This window comes from Nocardia sp. NPDC058633 (assembly GCF_042717045.1).
Taxonomy (GTDB): domain Bacteria; phylum Actinomycetota; class Actinomycetes; order Mycobacteriales; family Mycobacteriaceae; genus Nocardia.
Map to the genome: position 1 here is coordinate 34,250 of NZ_JBHXRA010000009.1, position 15,961 is coordinate 50,210.

Annotated in this window: 14 protein-coding genes; 11 read left to right on the top strand and 3 right to left on the bottom strand. The window is 67.9% G+C overall.

All coding sequences use genetic code 11. The features are described 5' to 3' along the window. Window position 1: 1 nt before the first annotated feature. The 10 genes from ACFWUR_RS13535 to ACFWUR_RS13580 all read left to right on the top strand — a co-directional run bounded on the left by ACFWUR_RS13535 (window position 2) and on the right by ACFWUR_RS13580 (window position 11,848). A complete protein-coding gene (locus ACFWUR_RS13535) occupies window positions 2-1,552 on the top strand; it encodes a radical SAM protein (protein WP_378906889.1) in 1,551 nt (516 codons plus the stop codon). After that, window positions 1,549-1,821 (top strand): hypothetical protein, encoded by a 273-nt coding sequence (locus ACFWUR_RS13540; protein WP_378906455.1) that lies wholly within the window; start codon window positions 1,549-1,551, stop codon window positions 1,819-1,821. The genes ACFWUR_RS13535 and ACFWUR_RS13540 overlap by 4 nt, the downstream gene beginning before the upstream one ends. 69 nt (window positions 1,822-1,890) lie before the next feature. Then, window positions 1,891-3,339: a S8 family serine peptidase gene (locus ACFWUR_RS13545; RefSeq protein ID WP_378906457.1), complete on the top strand. Its 1,449-nt coding sequence runs from the start codon at window positions 1,891-1,893 to the stop codon at window positions 3,337-3,339. Window positions 3,340-3,404: 65 nt separating this feature from the next. Further along, window positions 3,405-4,610: a GNAT family N-acetyltransferase gene (locus tag ACFWUR_RS13550; RefSeq protein ID WP_378906459.1), complete on the top strand. Its 1,206-nt coding sequence runs from the start codon at window positions 3,405-3,407 to the stop codon at window positions 4,608-4,610. A gap of 140 nt (window positions 4,611-4,750) precedes the next feature. Next, window positions 4,751-7,060, top strand: coding sequence for an ATP-binding cassette domain-containing protein (locus ACFWUR_RS13555; RefSeq protein ID WP_378906891.1), 2,310 nt, complete (start codon window positions 4,751-4,753; stop codon window positions 7,058-7,060). Continuing rightward, window positions 7,057-7,644 carry a DUF308 domain-containing protein gene (locus tag ACFWUR_RS13560; protein ID WP_378906461.1) on the top strand — a complete coding sequence of 196 codons (588 nt, stop codon included), beginning with the start codon at window positions 7,057-7,059 and terminating at the stop codon, window positions 7,642-7,644. Before ACFWUR_RS13555 ends, ACFWUR_RS13560 begins: the two co-directional genes overlap by 4 nt. Window positions 7,645-7,868: 224 nt before the next feature. After that, window positions 7,869-9,287, top strand: a complete 1,419-nt coding sequence (locus ACFWUR_RS13565; protein ID WP_378906463.1) for a three-helix bundle dimerization domain-containing protein — start codon at window positions 7,869-7,871, stop codon at window positions 9,285-9,287. Window positions 9,288-9,460: 173 nt separating this feature from the next. Further along, on the top strand, window positions 9,461-9,661 hold the full coding sequence (locus ACFWUR_RS13570; RefSeq protein WP_378906465.1) for a hypothetical protein: 201 nt from the start codon (window positions 9,461-9,463) through the stop codon (window positions 9,659-9,661). A 148-nt stretch (window positions 9,662-9,809) separates the two neighbouring features. Continuing rightward, window positions 9,810-10,637: an alpha/beta fold hydrolase gene (locus tag ACFWUR_RS13575; RefSeq protein WP_378906467.1), complete on the top strand. Its 828-nt coding sequence runs from the start codon at window positions 9,810-9,812 to the stop codon at window positions 10,635-10,637. Between the two features lie 95 nt (window positions 10,638-10,732). Continuing rightward, window positions 10,733-11,848 carry a serine hydrolase domain-containing protein gene (locus tag ACFWUR_RS13580; RefSeq protein ID WP_378906469.1) on the top strand — a complete coding sequence of 372 codons (1,116 nt, stop codon included), beginning with the start codon at window positions 10,733-10,735 and terminating at the stop codon, window positions 11,846-11,848. Between the two features lie 37 nt (window positions 11,849-11,885). On the opposite strand, the gene ACFWUR_RS13585 is transcribed toward ACFWUR_RS13580, so the two are convergent. Then, window positions 11,886-12,878, bottom strand: a complete 993-nt coding sequence (locus tag ACFWUR_RS13585; protein ID WP_378906471.1) for a helix-turn-helix transcriptional regulator — start codon at window positions 12,876-12,878, stop codon at window positions 11,886-11,888. A 62-nt stretch (window positions 12,879-12,940) separates the two neighbouring features. Here ACFWUR_RS13585 and ACFWUR_RS13590 point away from each other — a divergent pair, with 62 nt between their 5' ends. Next, the gene (locus ACFWUR_RS13590; RefSeq protein ID WP_378906473.1) at window positions 12,941-14,077 is read left to right on the top strand and encodes an epoxide hydrolase family protein; all 1,137 of its coding nucleotides are present in this window, start codon (window positions 12,941-12,943) and stop codon (window positions 14,075-14,077) included. A gap of 36 nt (window positions 14,078-14,113) precedes the next feature. Here the strand turns inward: ACFWUR_RS13590 and ACFWUR_RS13595 are convergent, their stop codons facing one another. Together ACFWUR_RS13595 and ACFWUR_RS13600 are read right to left on the bottom strand one after the other, a co-directional pair. Continuing rightward, the gene (locus ACFWUR_RS13595) at window positions 14,114-14,920 is read right to left on the bottom strand and encodes an ABC transporter permease (RefSeq protein WP_378906475.1); all 807 of its coding nucleotides are present in this window, start codon (window positions 14,918-14,920) and stop codon (window positions 14,114-14,116) included. Next, window positions 14,917-15,852: an ATP-binding cassette domain-containing protein gene (locus tag ACFWUR_RS13600; protein ID WP_378906477.1), complete on the bottom strand. Its 936-nt coding sequence runs from the start codon at window positions 15,850-15,852 to the stop codon at window positions 14,917-14,919. The genes ACFWUR_RS13595 and ACFWUR_RS13600 overlap by 4 nt, the downstream gene beginning before the upstream one ends. Window positions 15,853-15,961: the final 109 nt, after the last annotated feature.

Consider the following 15,961-nt stretch of genomic DNA (forward strand, 5'->3'; position numbering starts at 1 on the left):
AATGCCGTTGCGGGGTGATCGAATCCTGCGCTACGTCACCGCGTTCTGCCCCCGCTGTCACGACGAAAACCCGGATACTCCGCTGTCGGAGGTGGCGCGGCTGTCGGGGTGGCTGGCCGAACGGGACGGGAGAGTGTTCCTCGAACGAGGGTGTCGCACCCACGGCATGGTGCGCACGCTCTACGACGAGGACCCCGAAATTCTGGCCTACCTCGAAGAGTGGACGGCCCCGACCAAAGCGCACCTACCCGACACGGTCGGCAACTTCGATCCGGTGCCCTCGGCGTACCTGCGTGGCCTACCCGAGATGCAGACCCAACACACCTGCATTCTGCTCGAGGACATCATCGACAGCTGTAATCTGCGCTGCCCCACCTGCTTCGCCGACTCCTCGCCGGACCTGCGCGGTGTGGTGGCGGTCGAGGACGTGCTGGCCAATGTCGATCAGCGGCTGGCCCGGGAGAACGGGCGTCTGGACGTGCTGATGCTCAGCGGCGGTGAACCGACCCTGCATCCGGAGTTGGCGCGACTGCTGGCCGCGTTGACCGCACGCCCGATCACCCGGATCCTGCTCAACACCAACGGCCTGCGAATCGCTGTCGACGACGAGCTGCTGGCGTTGCTGCGCTCCCATCGCGACCGGGTCGAGGTGTATCTGCAATACGACGGGGAGACGGCGCGGGCCTCGCGCCATCACCGCGGCGGTGACCTGCGGGTCCGTAAACAGCAGGCGCTGCAACGGCTCTCGTCGAACGCTGTTTTCACCACCTTGGTGATGACCGTGGCGCTGGGCGTGAACGACGACGAGATCGGTGCTGTCGTGCGCACCGCCATGGACACCCCGTTCGTCGGCGGGGTGTCGATCCAACCGCAATTCGGTTCCGGGCGTTCGGGAACGATCGACCCGATGGAGCGGCTCACCCATACCGGTGTGCTGCGCCGACTCGGTCCGCAGACCGACGGCCGGGTCACCTGGCGTGATCTCACCGCGCTGCCGTGTTCGCATCCGCACTGCTGCTCGGTCGGCTACCTGTTGCGCGACGACGCCGGCGACTGGCGGTCGCTGGTCTCGTTGATCGGACACGACAGGTTGAAGCAGCAACTGGGGCTGGTGTCGAATCGGATCGCGGACTCGGCGTTGCCCGCCGAACTGCGGGTGGCGGTGCAGGAATCGTTGCTGGGTCTGCTCTCGGAGCAGTCGTCGCTGTCGCATCCGGAGATCGGGCGGGTGTGGCGCAACATCTGCGAGAACTGCGATCTGGGAATGTCGACCCTGCTGACGTTGGCGTCGTCGGCATTGCCGGGGCGGCGCAAACGGTTGCGGACACTGCTCGGGGAACGGGTCGTGCGGATCACGGTGAAACCGTTCATGGATATGTCGACGATGATCGAGGAGCGGCTCACCCAGTGTTGCGTGCACGTCGGCACACGCGCTGACGCCGATCAGTGCGCGCCGTTCTGTGCGGTGCAGGCGTGGCCGGCGCTGTCGCGGCAGCGGTTGTCGGCGGCGGCACCGTCGGGGCGGGCGTTGTTGCCGGTGGAGGCGCGGTGAGCGAGCGCGGGGTCTACTACGAGGAGGCGGTACGCGGGCAGCAGCCGCACGACCCGTTGACGTTGTGTGTGGTGGCGACCGTGGCGTTGCTGACCTGGTTGGTGGGGCCGTGGGCGGTGGTCGGATTCGGTGCGCTCGCGTTCGTCGGTTACTGGCGGGCGTGGCGGGCCGGGTTGCGGCGGAGCCGGTGCTGGTTGCGCGATACCCGGCTGGTGCTGGCCTATGTCGGGGCGATCGCCGTGGTGGGCGTCGTCGCGGCGGTGTGGTGACGGCGTGTCGCCAATGCTGTTGCGGCAGAACGGTAGCGGGTCGAGACGTGGCACGGTTGACTGGTAGCCATGGCCTCCACTCGATCCAGCAGGCAGCGCCGCTCCGGTGCGCCGACGCCCGCGGTGCCACCGGGCGAATTGATCGTCGTCACTGTGCCGACCGGGCCCCGGATCACCCCGATCGCCCTGCGTGAGAACCGGTCCGCGCGGACCAGGGTGGATGAATTGCTGCCTGCCACCGCGCATCTGGTACCGATCTTCGGTCCCGACGACCGGTTGGCGGCCAGGTTGGCCGACACGGCTCAGGCGCCGGTGGCGGGGGAGTATCTCGGCTACTACTCGGTGCAGGGTGAACTGGGCGACCTCGGAGAGCTCGCGCATCGGCTGCGTGCCGACGACACCGTCGCCGCCGCCTACGTGAAGCCCGCTGCCGAACCGCCGCTCGCACCGCTCGCGGAGAACATCGTCGCTCCGCGAGCCCCGGCGGTGACACCCGATTTCCGGGTAAGGCAGGCGTATCTGGACGCGGCGCCGAACGGCATCGACGCGGTGTGGGCGCACACCAGGCCCGGCGGGCTCGGCACCGGTGTGCGAGTGATCGATGTCGAGGGGGCGTGGCGGTTCACCCACGAGGACCTGCGCCAGAACCAGGGCGGGATGATCGGTGGCACCGCCTCGGCCGATCTGGGGTGGCGCAACCACGGCACGGCCGTCGCCGGTGAGATCAGCGGTGACCTCAACGCCGTGGGTGTCACGGGAATCGCCCCCGACGCCCATATCCGGGCCATCTCCATCTTCGGCATCGGCTCGGCCGCCGCGATCCGCTCCGCGGCCGACGCACTGAACCCCGGCGACATCGTCCTCATCGAGTTGCACCGACCCGGACCACGATTCGACTACCGGAGCACCCCCGACCAGCGCGGCTACATCGCCGTCGAATGGTGGCCCGACGACTTCGCCGCCATTCGCTACGCCGTGAGTCGCGGCATCATCGTCGTCGAAGCCGCGGGCAACGGCGGCGAGAACCTCGATGACGCCGTCTACGACACCCGCCCCGGCGACTTCCCCGCCACCTGGCACAACCCGTTTCGCGCGGGCCCCGCCGACTCCGGCGCGATCGTGGTGGGCGCGGGCGCCCCACCACCGGGCTTGCACGGCCGAGACCACGGCCCTGCCCGCTCGCGCCTGGACTTCTCCAATCACGGTGCCCGCCTGGATGCCCAAGGGTGGGGCCGTGAAGTCACCACCACCGGGTACGGCGACCTCCAAGGCGGACCCGACGAAGACCTCTGGTACACCGACGAGTTCAGCGGCACCTCCAGTGCCTCCCCGATCGTCGTCGGTGCCATCGCCGCCTACCAGGGCATCCGCGCCCACGGCCCCGGCCGCGCGACCCCCGACCAGGTCAGAACCCTGCTCCGCACAACAGGCTCCGCCCAAACCGCCGCACCCGGTCGTCCCGTCGGCCAACGCATCGGCGCTCTTCCCGACCTACGGGCCATGACCGCGAAAGACTGACGAACACTGCCCACCGGGTCGAAAATCGGATGTGTCCGGGTGTGGTGGCGTGGCAGGGTACGGGCATGACATCTGCGAGGAGTTTTTCCGTTCGGGCGGCAACTCAGGCGGATTCGGCGGCGATCAGGGGGTTGCAGGAGGCGGGTTTCGGAATGCGGTACGGGGGTGACGAGGACCAGTTCCGGGGGCAGATCTTTCCCGTCGAGCGGTCGTTGGTCGCGGTGGAGGGTGATCGGATCGTGGGGCACACGGTCGATCGGACGATGACGGTCACGGTGCCGGGGGAGCGGACGGTGCGCGCGTGTGGGGTGTCGGGGGTCGCGGTGGCGCCGACGCATCGGCGGCGGGGGATCTTGCGCGAGCTCTACCGGGCCCAGCATGCTCGCACCGAAGCCGACGGGTTGCCGTTGACGATCTTCACCGCCAGTGAGGCCACGATCTACGGGCGGTTCGGGTACGAGGTGGCCGTTCTCGACACCGCGGTCTCCATCGACGCGCGGCGGGCCGAGTTCCGCTCGACCACACCGGATCCCGGAGGTGTCACACTCGAGACGCTGACCGAGGCCGCCGCGCGGATTCGCGAGATCTACGAGCGCTGGCAGAAAGTGACGTCGGGGGCGCAGGATCGTCCGGACGCCAAGTGGGACCTGTTCTTCGCCGATGTGGAACGTCACCGGCAGGGTGCGACGACCCTGTTCGTGCTGCTCCACGCCGACGGATACGCCCTGTATCGACGTTCCCGGCGCGAGAACTGCGACATCGCTTCGGTGTGGGAGTTCCGTGCCGTGACCCCCGATGCGCACGCCGCGCTGTGGCGGGTCCTGCTCGGCATGGACCTCGTCGACACCGTGGAAGCCGAGATCGCCGACGACGACCCGTTGGCCCACATGCTCACCGACCCGCGCGCGGTGAAGGTGACCCGCCGCGGCGATTCGTTGTGGGCGCGAGTGATGGACGTGCCGGCGGCCTTGACCGCGCGCACCTACCGCGCCGACCTCGATACCGTACTGGCGGTGCACGACCCGTTCCGCAGCGCCGGCGGGAATTTCGCCCTGCGCATCCGCGACGGCATCGCCGAGTGCGAGCCGACCACCCGGGCAGCGACTCTGAGCGTCGACATCAACATTCTCGGTGCGCTCTACTTCGGCGGGCAGCGCGCGAGCACGTTCGCCGCCGCGCACCGCATCGTGGTCGAGGGTCCGGAGGTGCTGCGCGCGTTCGACGCAGCGTTCGCTGCCGACCGGGCGCCGCAACTGGGCTGGTTCTTCTAGGACCTACGACAACGGGCGCGTTCACCGCGCAGGTCGCCGCCGCGGGAGTACGGTAGGTAGCTGTGGATTCGCACGAGGTCGATTCTTCGGTTCGGGTGCGTGGCGCCCGGGTCCACAACCTGCGTGATGTCGACGTGGACATGCCCCGAAACGCCCTGGTGGCGTTCACGGGTGTCTCGGGGTCGGGCAAGTCTTCGTTGGCGTTCGGCACCCTCTACGCGGAATCGCAGCGCCGCTACCTGGAGTCGATGGCACCGTATGCTCGGCGATTGCTGAACCAGGTCGAAGCCCCCGATGTCGACACCGTCACCGGTCTGCCGCCGACGGTGGCACTGGCCCAGCGTCGGTCCGCGCCGTCGTCGCGATCGACCGTCGGCACCGTCACCGCGATCTCGAACACGTTGCGCATGCTCATGTCCCGCGAAGGTCACTATCCCGACGCCCCGGCGAGAACCGGCCCAGGGCATTATCCGCAGGGCACCAACCGCCTCTATTCCGACGCGTTCTCCCCGAACACCGTCGAAGGCGCCTGCCCGCGTTGTCACGGACAGGGTGTCGTCCACGAAGCCACCGAGGCATCGATGGTGCCCGACCCGTCGCTGAGCATTCGCGCGGGCGCGATCGCGTCGTGGCCCGGCGCCTGGCAGGGCAAGAATCTGCGCGATGTGCTGGCCGCGCTCGGCTACGACATCGACCGCCCGTGGCGTGAACTCTCACCCGCCGCCCGCGAATGGATCCTGTTCACCGAGGAGAAGCCGGTGGTCACGGTCGAACCCGTGCGCGAACCACACCGCATCCACCGCCCCTACCAGGGCACCTACACCGGCGCACAACAGTTGTTGCTGCGCTCGCACGCCGAATCCAAGAGTGAGGCCACCAGGGCCCGCGCGGCCGAATACCTGCACACCACTGTCTGCCCGGTGTGCGAGGGGCGGCGACTCAAACCCGAAGCGCTCGCGGTGACCTTCGCCGGGTTCGACATCACCGAGCTGGCCGCGCTGCCACTGAGCGAGCTCGTCGAGATCTTGCGGCCCTACACCCCCGGCACGGAAGCGCTGGCCGTGCTCACCCAGGACCTCACCTCGCGCATCGACGTGCTGATCGAACTCGGGCTCGGCTATCTGAGCGTCGACCGGGAAAGCCCGACACTGTCCGGCGGCGAGCTACAACGGTTGCGGCTGGCCGGTCAATTGCGGTCGGGACTGTTCGGAGTCGTCTACATTCTCGACGAGCCATCGGCGGGACTGCACCCCGCCGACACCGCCGCACTGACGAAAGTCCTGAACCGCCTCAAGAATTCGGGCAACAGCGTATTCCTGGTCGAACACGACCTCGACGTCGTCCGGCACGCCGACTGGCTCATCGACATCGGCCCCGGCGCGGGCGTGCACGGGGGCACGGTGCTCTACGCCGGGGAAGTCGACGGCTTGCGCGAGGTCGCTGATTCGATCACCAGGCCCTACCTGTTCGACGAAATCACCCGGCCCCCGCGCGCGACCCGAATCCCCACCGGCGAGCTGCGATTGCGCGCGATCACCAGCCACAACCTGCACGATCTCGACGTCGACATCCCCCTCGGTGTGCTCACCGCGATCACCGGTGTCTCCGGATCGGGCAAGTCGACTCTGCTGCACGCCGTGTCGGTCACCGCACACGCGGATCCCGGCATCGTGCGCGTCGTCGAGGTCGATCAGGCGCCGATCGGGCGGACCCCACGGTCGAACCTGGCCACCTACACCGGCCTGTTCGACACGGTGCGCACACTGTTCGCCGCGACCGACGCCGCTCGCGCCCGCGGGTACGGCGTGGGCCGGTTCTCGTTCAATGTCGCCGAAGGGCGCTGTCCGACCTGTCAGGGCGAGGGTTACATCACCGTGGAGTTGCTGTTCCTGCCCAGCACCTACAGTCCGTGCCCGACCTGTCACGGTGCCCGCTACAACCCCGAAACCCTCGACATCACCTACCGCGACACCACCATCGCCGAGGTGCTCGACATGACCGTCGACCAGGCGGCCGGCTTCCTCGCCGATGTGCCCGTCGTCGCGCGGGCGCTGCGTACGCTCCGCGACGTCGGCCTGGGCTATCTGCGGCTCGGGCAACCGGCCACCGAACTGTCCGGCGGTGAGGCGCAGCGGGTGAAGCTGGCCACCGAGTTGCAGCGAGCTCGACGCGTCGGCACCGTGTACCTGCTCGACGAGCCAACTACCGGCCTTCATCCGGCCGACACCGATATCCTGATGACACAACTGAATTCGCTTGTCGACGGCGGCGCCTGCGTGGTCGTGGTCGAACACGACATGGCCGTGGTCGCCGGAGCCGACCACGTGATCGACATGGGACCGGGGGGCGGTGGGCAGGGAGGCCAGATCGTGGCGCAGGGGACACCGCGACAGGTGGCGGACAATCCGGTGAGCCGGACTTCGCCCTACTTGCTGGAGCGATCGAGATGACCCACGACGTTGATCGGACCCGGAATGCGATGCTGGTCGCGGGCGGGTGCTCGTTCGCGCTCGGTGTGGCGCTGCTGCTGTGGCCGGGACGCGACGAATCCACCCTGGCGATGCTGTTCGGGATCTCGCTGGTCCTGAGCTCCCTGGTGCAGGCGTATCTGGCGGTGACGGCGCGGATCGCGTTGCTGCTGCGCGTGTTGGTGCTGGTCAGTGCCGGTCTCACGGGCATTTTGGCCACTCTGGCTTTTTACGGTGGCAACATCGAACTGCTCGCACTCTGGATCGGGATCGGGTGGTCGGTGCGCGGCATCGTGCAGGCGCTGGTCGCGGCGTGGGACGACAGCGTCGTCGACGGCTGGATGCACGAAGTGTGCGGGCTCGCCACTACCGCGATCGGCGTCGTCGTCATCGCGATCACCTTCCAGACGGTCACCGGATTGGCCACCATGGCAGGCGGTGGGCTGGTCGTGATCGGTGTCATGGAGTTGTGCGCCGGGGGGCTCGGGCGGGCGGCTCTGCGCGCGGCGAACGGGTCCGCGGTCGAGGATCCGGGGTCGCCGATTCGGGCTGCCACCGAGCGGTAGTCGCCAATCACACACTGCGAGTGGGCAATTGGTAGTTCGCGCGAACTCGGGGACAACGTGACATTGCGGGTAGTCGAGCGAGTGCTGAACTCTGCGTGCACCCTCGCTCACCGCTGGGGTATCTGTGCAGCACGCCGGTAGCGTGGCCCGCGGCGTGCGCACGGGAGGGCCTTTTGTTCGGCGCGCCGCCGCCCGCAGCCCGATCGTGAGCCCAGGAGAAAAGTGTGTCGCGCGTAGTTTCCGGCGTAGCCGCCGATGCGGTCCAGCGTGAAAGGCAGGCCATGCGGCGCATGACCGAGAGCCTGGTCGAGGACCTGTCCGAGAACGTCCCCGTCGACCAGGTGACGTCGGCGGTCGGCGCCGCGCATCATCGTTTCACCGGTAAACCGATCCGGGAGTTCGTACCGATCCTGGTCGAGCGGATCGTCCGGCGCGAACTCGCCGATCCCGATCCCACGGTGCGGGTCCCGGCCCCCACCGCCGCGCGGGCCGCCGAACTGATCGCGCGCGAGTCGAACACCACCGGGGAGCCGGGGAAGCGGTCGGTGCGCGGGCGTGCGGTGGCGCCGCTGTCGATCGGCGCGGCCGTGCTGGTCGCCGCCGTCGTTGCCGCCGTGGTGCTGTTGCCCGGTGGCGCCGATGCCCCGGCCGCCGCCCCTGTCGCCGGGCCGACCGTGGTGCGCGGTGTCGTCGGGTCGGAGAAGATGTCGTACTTCGCCGACGAGCGTGTGGTGAAGGTGCTCGCCGACAACGGTCTCCGCGTTCAGGTCGAACCGGCGGGGTCACGGCAGATCGCGACCACCGTGGACCTCGGCGGCGTCGATTTCGCGTTCCCGTCGAGCATTCCGGCGGCGCAACGAATCCAGCGTCAGCGCAATATCACCACCAAGTACACGCCGTTCTCGTCACCGATCGCCATCGCCACCTACCGGCCGATCGCGGACCTGCTGACGGCGGCCGGGGTGATCGAACCCGGTCCGGTGGCGACGTTCGACATGAACAGGTACCTGGAGTTGGCCGCAACCGGTGTGCAGTGGGACGACCTGCCCGACAACACCACCTACCCGGTCGCCAAGAACATCCTGGTCTCTACCACCGATCCGCGTAGTTCCAACTCCGCGGCCATGTACCTGTCGATCGCCAGCTACGTCGCCAACGACCACACCATCGTGCGCGGGGCCACCGCCGAACAGCATGTGCTGCCCGTCCTTTCGAAACTGTTCCTCGCCCAGGGCTATACCGACAACAGCAGCGAAGGGCCGTTCAACCAGTACCTCACCAACGGAATGGGCCAGACCCCGCTGGTCTGCATCTACGAGGCGCAGTTCGTCGAAGCCGCGGGCGAGGGCCGGATCGAACCGGACATGGTGCTGACCTATCCGACCCCGACGGTCCTGTCGAGCCACACTCTCGTCCCGTTGACCGCCACCGGCGACAAGATCGGCGCGCTGCTCACCGACCACCCCGAGCTGCGCCGTCTGGCCGCCGAACACGGTTTCCGCACCGGCGACACCGCCCAGTTCACCTCGGTCGCCGCCGAACGGTCGGTGCCGGTGACCGCGGACCTGATCGATGTGGTCGACGTACCCGCCTATGAGACGCTCGAGCGCCTGCTCGACGGGGTGGCCAACTCCTACAACTGAACCCGTCGCACATCGGCGGCGGGCGTGAGCGAACCTGTACGCGTGCCGACCGTTCTGGCATGCTGGGTTTCGTCGCGAGCCGCCGGGACTTGACACAGATTCAGTGCACGACTGTACACTGAGCCTAGTCGGATATCCGAGCTGGCCCGCACTGCGAATGGAGTCTCACGGAGATGGACAAATTCGATCCCGGTCGAGAACTGATCAACGAACTGTCCATCGCTGCCCGCCGAGCAGGGACCGCGATCGCCGCCATCGTCAGCGACGCGGGACGCGAGAGTGCCCGTGAGCTGGTCGATCTGGCGCACGAAGGTCGCGAACTGGTCGCCGGAACACTGCGCGCTCGCGCCGACGAACTCCGCCGCCGGCGCTGACCGGCCGCCGGCCGTCGTCGAGCTCGCGTGGTTGTCGTCGGTTTGCGGGCTCTCACCGTGGAAAGATTCTGATCTGCGCAACGATGAGTTCTTTCGGGCCGCACCGTCTGTATGAGTGCTACCTGTAGCCGAGATCCGGGAGAGCCTCATGACCGCCAGTTCCGCCGTCACCACCGGCATCCTCGTGGTGCCGGACGCCCGCCTGTATTACGAGGTCCGCGGGGCGGGACCGCTGCTGGTGCTCGTCGGCGCTCCGATGAACGCCGCCGCGTTCGCCGGGGCCGCCGAACAACTCGCCACCACCAACACCGTCCTCACCACCGATCCGCGCGGCCATTTCGCCAGCCCCCTGAACAACCCGGACCAGGATTCGACGGCGCTCGCCCGCGCCGACGACCTCGCTCAGCTCATCACCCACCTCGACGCGGGCCCGGCGGTGGTCTTCGGCTCCAGCGGCGGCGCCGTCACCGCGCTGGCCCTGGCCCAGACCAACCCCGACCTGGTCACCACCGCCGTCGCCCACGAACCGCCCCTGCGCGAACTGCTCCCCGACGCCGACGCCCAGCGCGCACTCACCGAGGACATCATCGCCACCTACGCGGCCGCAGATGTGATCGGCGCCTGGCGAAAGTTCTTCGCCCAAGCCCGGATCTCGCTGCCGGATCCGATGCTCGACCAGATCTTCGGCGGAGACCGCGACCCCCAGCAGGTCGCCAGCGAACGCTACTGGTTCGCCCACGAACTGCGCGCGACCACCTCCTGGGTACCGGACCCGCCGTTGCTTCGCTCGGTCCCCACCCGCGTGATCGTCGGGATCGGCGCCGAGTCCGCCGGCCAGTTCTGTGATCACACCGCACGAGAACTGGCCTCGGCGCTCGGCGTCGACCCGGTCCTGTTCCCCGGCGACCACACCGGATTCGTCCACGACCCCGTCGGCTTCACCGCCCGCCTGCGAGAAGTACTCGACGAGCCGTGAGCGTGGTTGCTCGCGACCGGTCCTACCGCAGACCGATGTGGTGGTAGTACCGCAGTCCAATGTGGGTGTCGGCCTTGGCTTCCTACCGTTCGATCATGCGAATTCGAACGTTGACCGTGCCGATCGTGACGGCCGCACTGATCCTGTCTGCCTGCACGACGAGCACCGCCGAGCCTGTCGCGCCCTCCCGCGCGGACGTTGTGCGTGACGACCTCGACGCGTTGGTCGGCACGGGCGCTGTCGGGGCCGTTGCCACGCTCACCGAGCGCGGCACGCACACCGTCGTCAGCTCCGGTCTGGCGAATACGGCCGCGGCGACCCCGATCGGTACCGATGTGCCCCAGCATGTTCGCATCGGTAGCGTCACCAAGTCCTTCACCGCCGCGATCGTGCTGCAGCTGGTGGCCGAACACCGAATCGAGCTCGATCGGTCCATCGATACCTATCTCCCCGGCCTGCTGACCGGTGACGGTGTGGACGGTCGCGCGATCACCGTGCGTCAGATCCTGGGTCACCGCAGTGGCCTGCCCGAGCCGAGCCCGTCCCCGGAGCTCGACGAACACCGAGCGGCGAGGAACGGCCGAACCTTCACGCCGGACCAGGAGATCGCACTGGCCTTGGCGCACCCCGCGAAGTTCGCGCCCGGCGCTCGATTCGAATACACCAACATCAACTACATCGTCGCCGGCATGCTGATCGAAGCGGTGACCGGACATCGCTACTCCGACGAACTGCGCGACCGGATCCTGACTCCGCTGGGCCTGTCGAACACCTATCTGCCCGCTACCGGCGAAACCGGTCTGCGCAGCCCACATCCGAGCGGCTATGCCGTGCTCGACGGGACCGTGGCCGACACGACACAGATGGAGCCGTCGGTGCCGTGGACATCCGGGGCCCTGGTCAGCACCGGTGCCGATGTGAACCGGTTCTTCCTCGCGCTGCTGGCCGGTCGGGTCGTGCCCGAGCCCCTGCTCGGGCAGATGCTCGACGGTGTCGATATGGGCAACGGTGACGGCATGTCCTACGGACTCGGCATCGGCTATACGTCACTGCCGTGCGGTGCCCACTATGTCGGCCACCTCGGTGGCGTCACCGGATTCTCCACCGTCGCGGGCGCCACCCGAACCGGCCTCGCGGTCACCATCGTCTACACCGGCGAATCGACCTCTGTCGAGCTCGGCGCGATGCTCACCCACGCGCTGTGCGACTGATCAGCCGGAACCGTCGACGCACTGGAACACCGATACATCAGCAAGTTGGTGGCACCTGATGCATATGTGCATCGGGTGCATTCTCGTACGCGGCGCGGCAGCGTTCGCTCACTGTCCGCAGCGCCGTGAGGAGTTCCGGTGGACCCGTGACGGTGAAATCGACGTCGAGGGCGGTGATCATCCAGGCCAGCGAGGCGGGGGAGTCGGCGCCGAGGTGCAGCAGGCAGCGGGTGTCGTCGACCGCTTCGAGCACACCCATTCCCGGCCAGACCCGGTCGGCCAGATCGGCGGCCGATCCGTGCAGGGTGACGACAGTGCGCCACGGCCACGACGCGACCGACAGCCTGCGTGACAGATAGGTCGCCGCGTCGCCGTCGGGCAGGGCGCGCGGGGTGAAACGTGGGCCCGTCGGGACCCGCGGATGCAGTCGGTCGATGCGGAAAGACCGCCAATCGGCCCGGTCGACATCCCAGCCGACCAAATACCAGTGCCTGCTCACATTGACCAGCGAATCGGGTTCCACATCGCGGCGCGAGGTGTGCCCGGCGTGATCGGTGTAGTCGAACCGCAGGCGCTCGCGGCGTCGGCACGCGTGCGCGATCGTCAGCAGAACCTCCGGCGCCACCCTCGGTGCTTCGGCGGAGACCCGCACCATCGACTGCTGCAGTGTCGTCAGCCGATGCCGCAGCCGAGACGGCAGCACCTGCTCGAGCTTGGCGAGGGCGCGCAACGACGCGCCTTCGATGCCGGTGACGGTGCCGCCCGACGTGGTGCGCAGGCCGACCGCGACGGCCACGGCCTCCTCGTCGTCGAGCAGCAGCGGCGGCATCGCCGCACCCGCCCCCAACCGATACCCCGCGGTGCCCTGCAACGCCTGCACCGGATAGCCCAGTCCGCGCAGCCGTTCCACATCGCGTCGCACAGTCCGCGCGGTGACGTCGAGTTCGGTCGCGAGTTCGGCACCCGACCACGCACGGTGCGTCTGCAACAGCGACAGCAGTCGCAACAGCCGGGTAGATGTTTCGGACATCTGTTCATCATGCCGCGCACTTAGGAACGATTCCGACCTAAGCGGTCCCTAGCGTTATGGACATGAGCGACATCGACACCTTCCGGATCGACATTCCGCAGTCCGACCTCGACGACCTGCACGAGCGGATCGCCCGCACCCGCTGGGCCGACGACCTGACCGATACCGGCTGGACCTACGGCCTGCCCACCGCTTACCTGCGCGATCTCGCCGACTACTGGCGGACCGGGTTCGACTGGCGTGCCGCCGAAGCCGCACGCAACACCCACCCGCAGTTCGTCACCGAGATCGACGGACAGCGCCTGCACTTCACCCATGTCCGCTCACCCGAATCCGATGCCCTGCCGCTGGTCCTCGTGCACGGCTGGCCGTTCACCGACTTCGGTGCGACGATCGGACCGCTCACCGACCCGCGCGCGCACGACGGCGACCCGCGTGACGCCTTCGACCTCATCATCCCGACCCTGCCCGGTTTCGGCTTCTCCGGCCCCACACACCAGCCCGGCCAGGCCGCGACCGAGCGATCCGCCGAGCTGATCGCCCGGCTGATGAGCGAACTCGGCTACGAGCGCTACGGCATGCAGGGCAGCGACGCGGGCTCGTTCATCGCTCCCCACGTGGGCCGCGTCGACACCGAGCGAGTCGCGGGCGTGCACCTCAACGCCGCGATCACCATCCCCGCCTGGGACGACGACGGGGCCGGCTACGCCGAGCAGGACCAGGAAAAGCTTGCTGCACTGCAGGATTGGAGCAGCAACGAAACGTCCGCCTACGCGGGCGTGCACAGCACGCGCCCCCACACCCTGGCCCACGCGCTCACCGACTCGCCGGTGGGTCTGCTCGCCTGGATAGTCGACGTGGTCAACACCTACAAGGATCCCGCCGCCGCGCTGCCCGAGGACTCCCTCGACCGCGATGCCATGCTCGCCGAAACGGCGATCCTCTGGTTCACCGGCACCGCGGGCTCCTCGATGCGCCTGTACAAGGAATCCCAGCAGTGGGGCGCCGATCTTCCCAGCTCCGGGGTCCCGACCGCCGTCGCGGTCTTCCCCGGCGACACCACGATTCGCGGTATCGCCGAGAAACAGAACAACCTCGTCCGCTGGACCGAATTCGAGCGTGGCGGGCATTTCGCCGCAATGGAAACCCCCGACCTGCTGATCGAGGATGTGCGTGCGTTCTTCCGTTCGGTGAGGTAGGCCAGAGTGCCCGCGGCCGCGGGCACCCTGGCACCATCAGCGGCTCAGGTCCCGAAAACGCCTCACCGCCAACGGGAAGAACACCGCGATCAGCGCCAGTGGCGATGCCACCGCCAGCAACTCCGCGTGGACCGCGGCCCAGGAGTCACCGTCGGCACCCGGATTGCCGAACAGCCCGCGCACCGCGGTGGCCGTCGCCGACATCGGGTTCCATTCCACGATCGTTCCGAGCCAGGACGGCATCGACTCGGGCGAGGCGATGGCGGTCGACAGGAAGCCTATCGGCCAGATCAAGATCTGCACCGCCTGCACCAGTTCCGGTTTGCCCGCGACCATCGCCAGGTAGATGCCGATCCACAGCATCGCGAACCGGAGCAGCAACAGCAGCCCCACCGCAGCGAGGAAGGAGGCGAACCCGCCGTGCCAGCGCCAGCCCATCGCAAATCCCATCGCGATCATCACTGTCAGACCGACGACCGACTGCACCATGTCCGCGATGCTGCGGCCCACCAGCACGGCGCCGGAGTTCATGGGCATCGAGCGGAACCTGTCGATGACACCCTTGCCGAGGTCCTGGGTGACCGCCAGCATCGTCGCCTCGAGACCGAAAGCCATCGTCATGGTCAGCATGCCGGGGACCAGAAATGCGGTGAAGTCCCCGTCTACGCCACGTCCACCACCGATCAGGTAGCTGAACATCAGCAGCAGCATCACCGGAAAGACCAACCCGACGACCACCTGCGCGGGCTGGCGTACCCAATGCGCCAGCTCGCGCCTGGTCATCGTCCAGGAATCGGCGACCGCCCAGCTCAGTGTCGAACCGGTGTCGTATGTCGTAGTCACACAGTCTCCTTCGTCAGATGCAGGAAGACTTCGTCGAGCGTCGGCCTGCGCAAGGCGATGTCCTCGGCGTCGATGCCTGCCGTTTCCAGGGCCCGCACGGTTTCGGTGAGCGCGGCCATCCGGTCGACAACGGTGGCGCTCACCATCCGCCGGTCCTCGTCCACCACTGCGTCACCGGGAATCAACGCGGCCGCGAGGGCGAGTTGCGTGGTGTCGTGCAGGACAACGTCGATGCGGTCGCCACCGGTTTTGGACTTCAGCTGGTCGGCGGTGCCCTCGGCGATGACCTTTCCGTGGTCGATCACCGCGATCTGGTCGGCCAACTGGTCGGCCTCCTCCAGATACTGGGTCGTCAGCAGTACGGTGGTACCGCCGTCGACCAGCGAACGCACCGCGTTCCACACCTCCGTGCGACCGCGGGGGTCGAGCCCGGTCGTCGGCTCGTCCAGGAAGAGCACCTGCGGCTGGGAGATGAGCGAGGCCGCGAGGTCGAGGCGCCGGCGCATACCGCCGCTGTACTGTTCGACCGCTTTGTTGCCGGTGTCCGCGAGGCCGAATCGGTGCAGGAGCTCATCGGCTCTGACGCCCGCCCGGCGCGCGCCGAGATGGTAGAGCCGCCCGAACATCTCGAGGTTCTGGCGGCCGCTGAGCTTTTCGTCGACTGCGGCGTGCTGGCCGAGCAACCCGATGCGTGAGCGCACCTCATCGGCCCTGGTTGTCGCGTCGATGCCCGCGACCTCGACTCGGCCCGCATCGGGGCGCAGCAGCGTGGACATGATCCTGACGGCTGTGGTCTTGCCTGCGCCGTTCGGGCCGAGGATTCCCTGCACGGTTCCGGCTCGGACCGTGAGATCGAGGCCGTCGAGAGCATGTTTGTCCCCGTACCGCTTCCGCAGGCCTTCGACGACGATCGCCCGATCGTGGTCAGTCACTACACTCTCCTTCAGTCAGTAATCAAACTTGACTAGGTGGACCAAGGTACGAACATTTTGTCGTTTAGTCAAACTTGATTACTTGCGAGATGTCCGATGCTCGGGCACC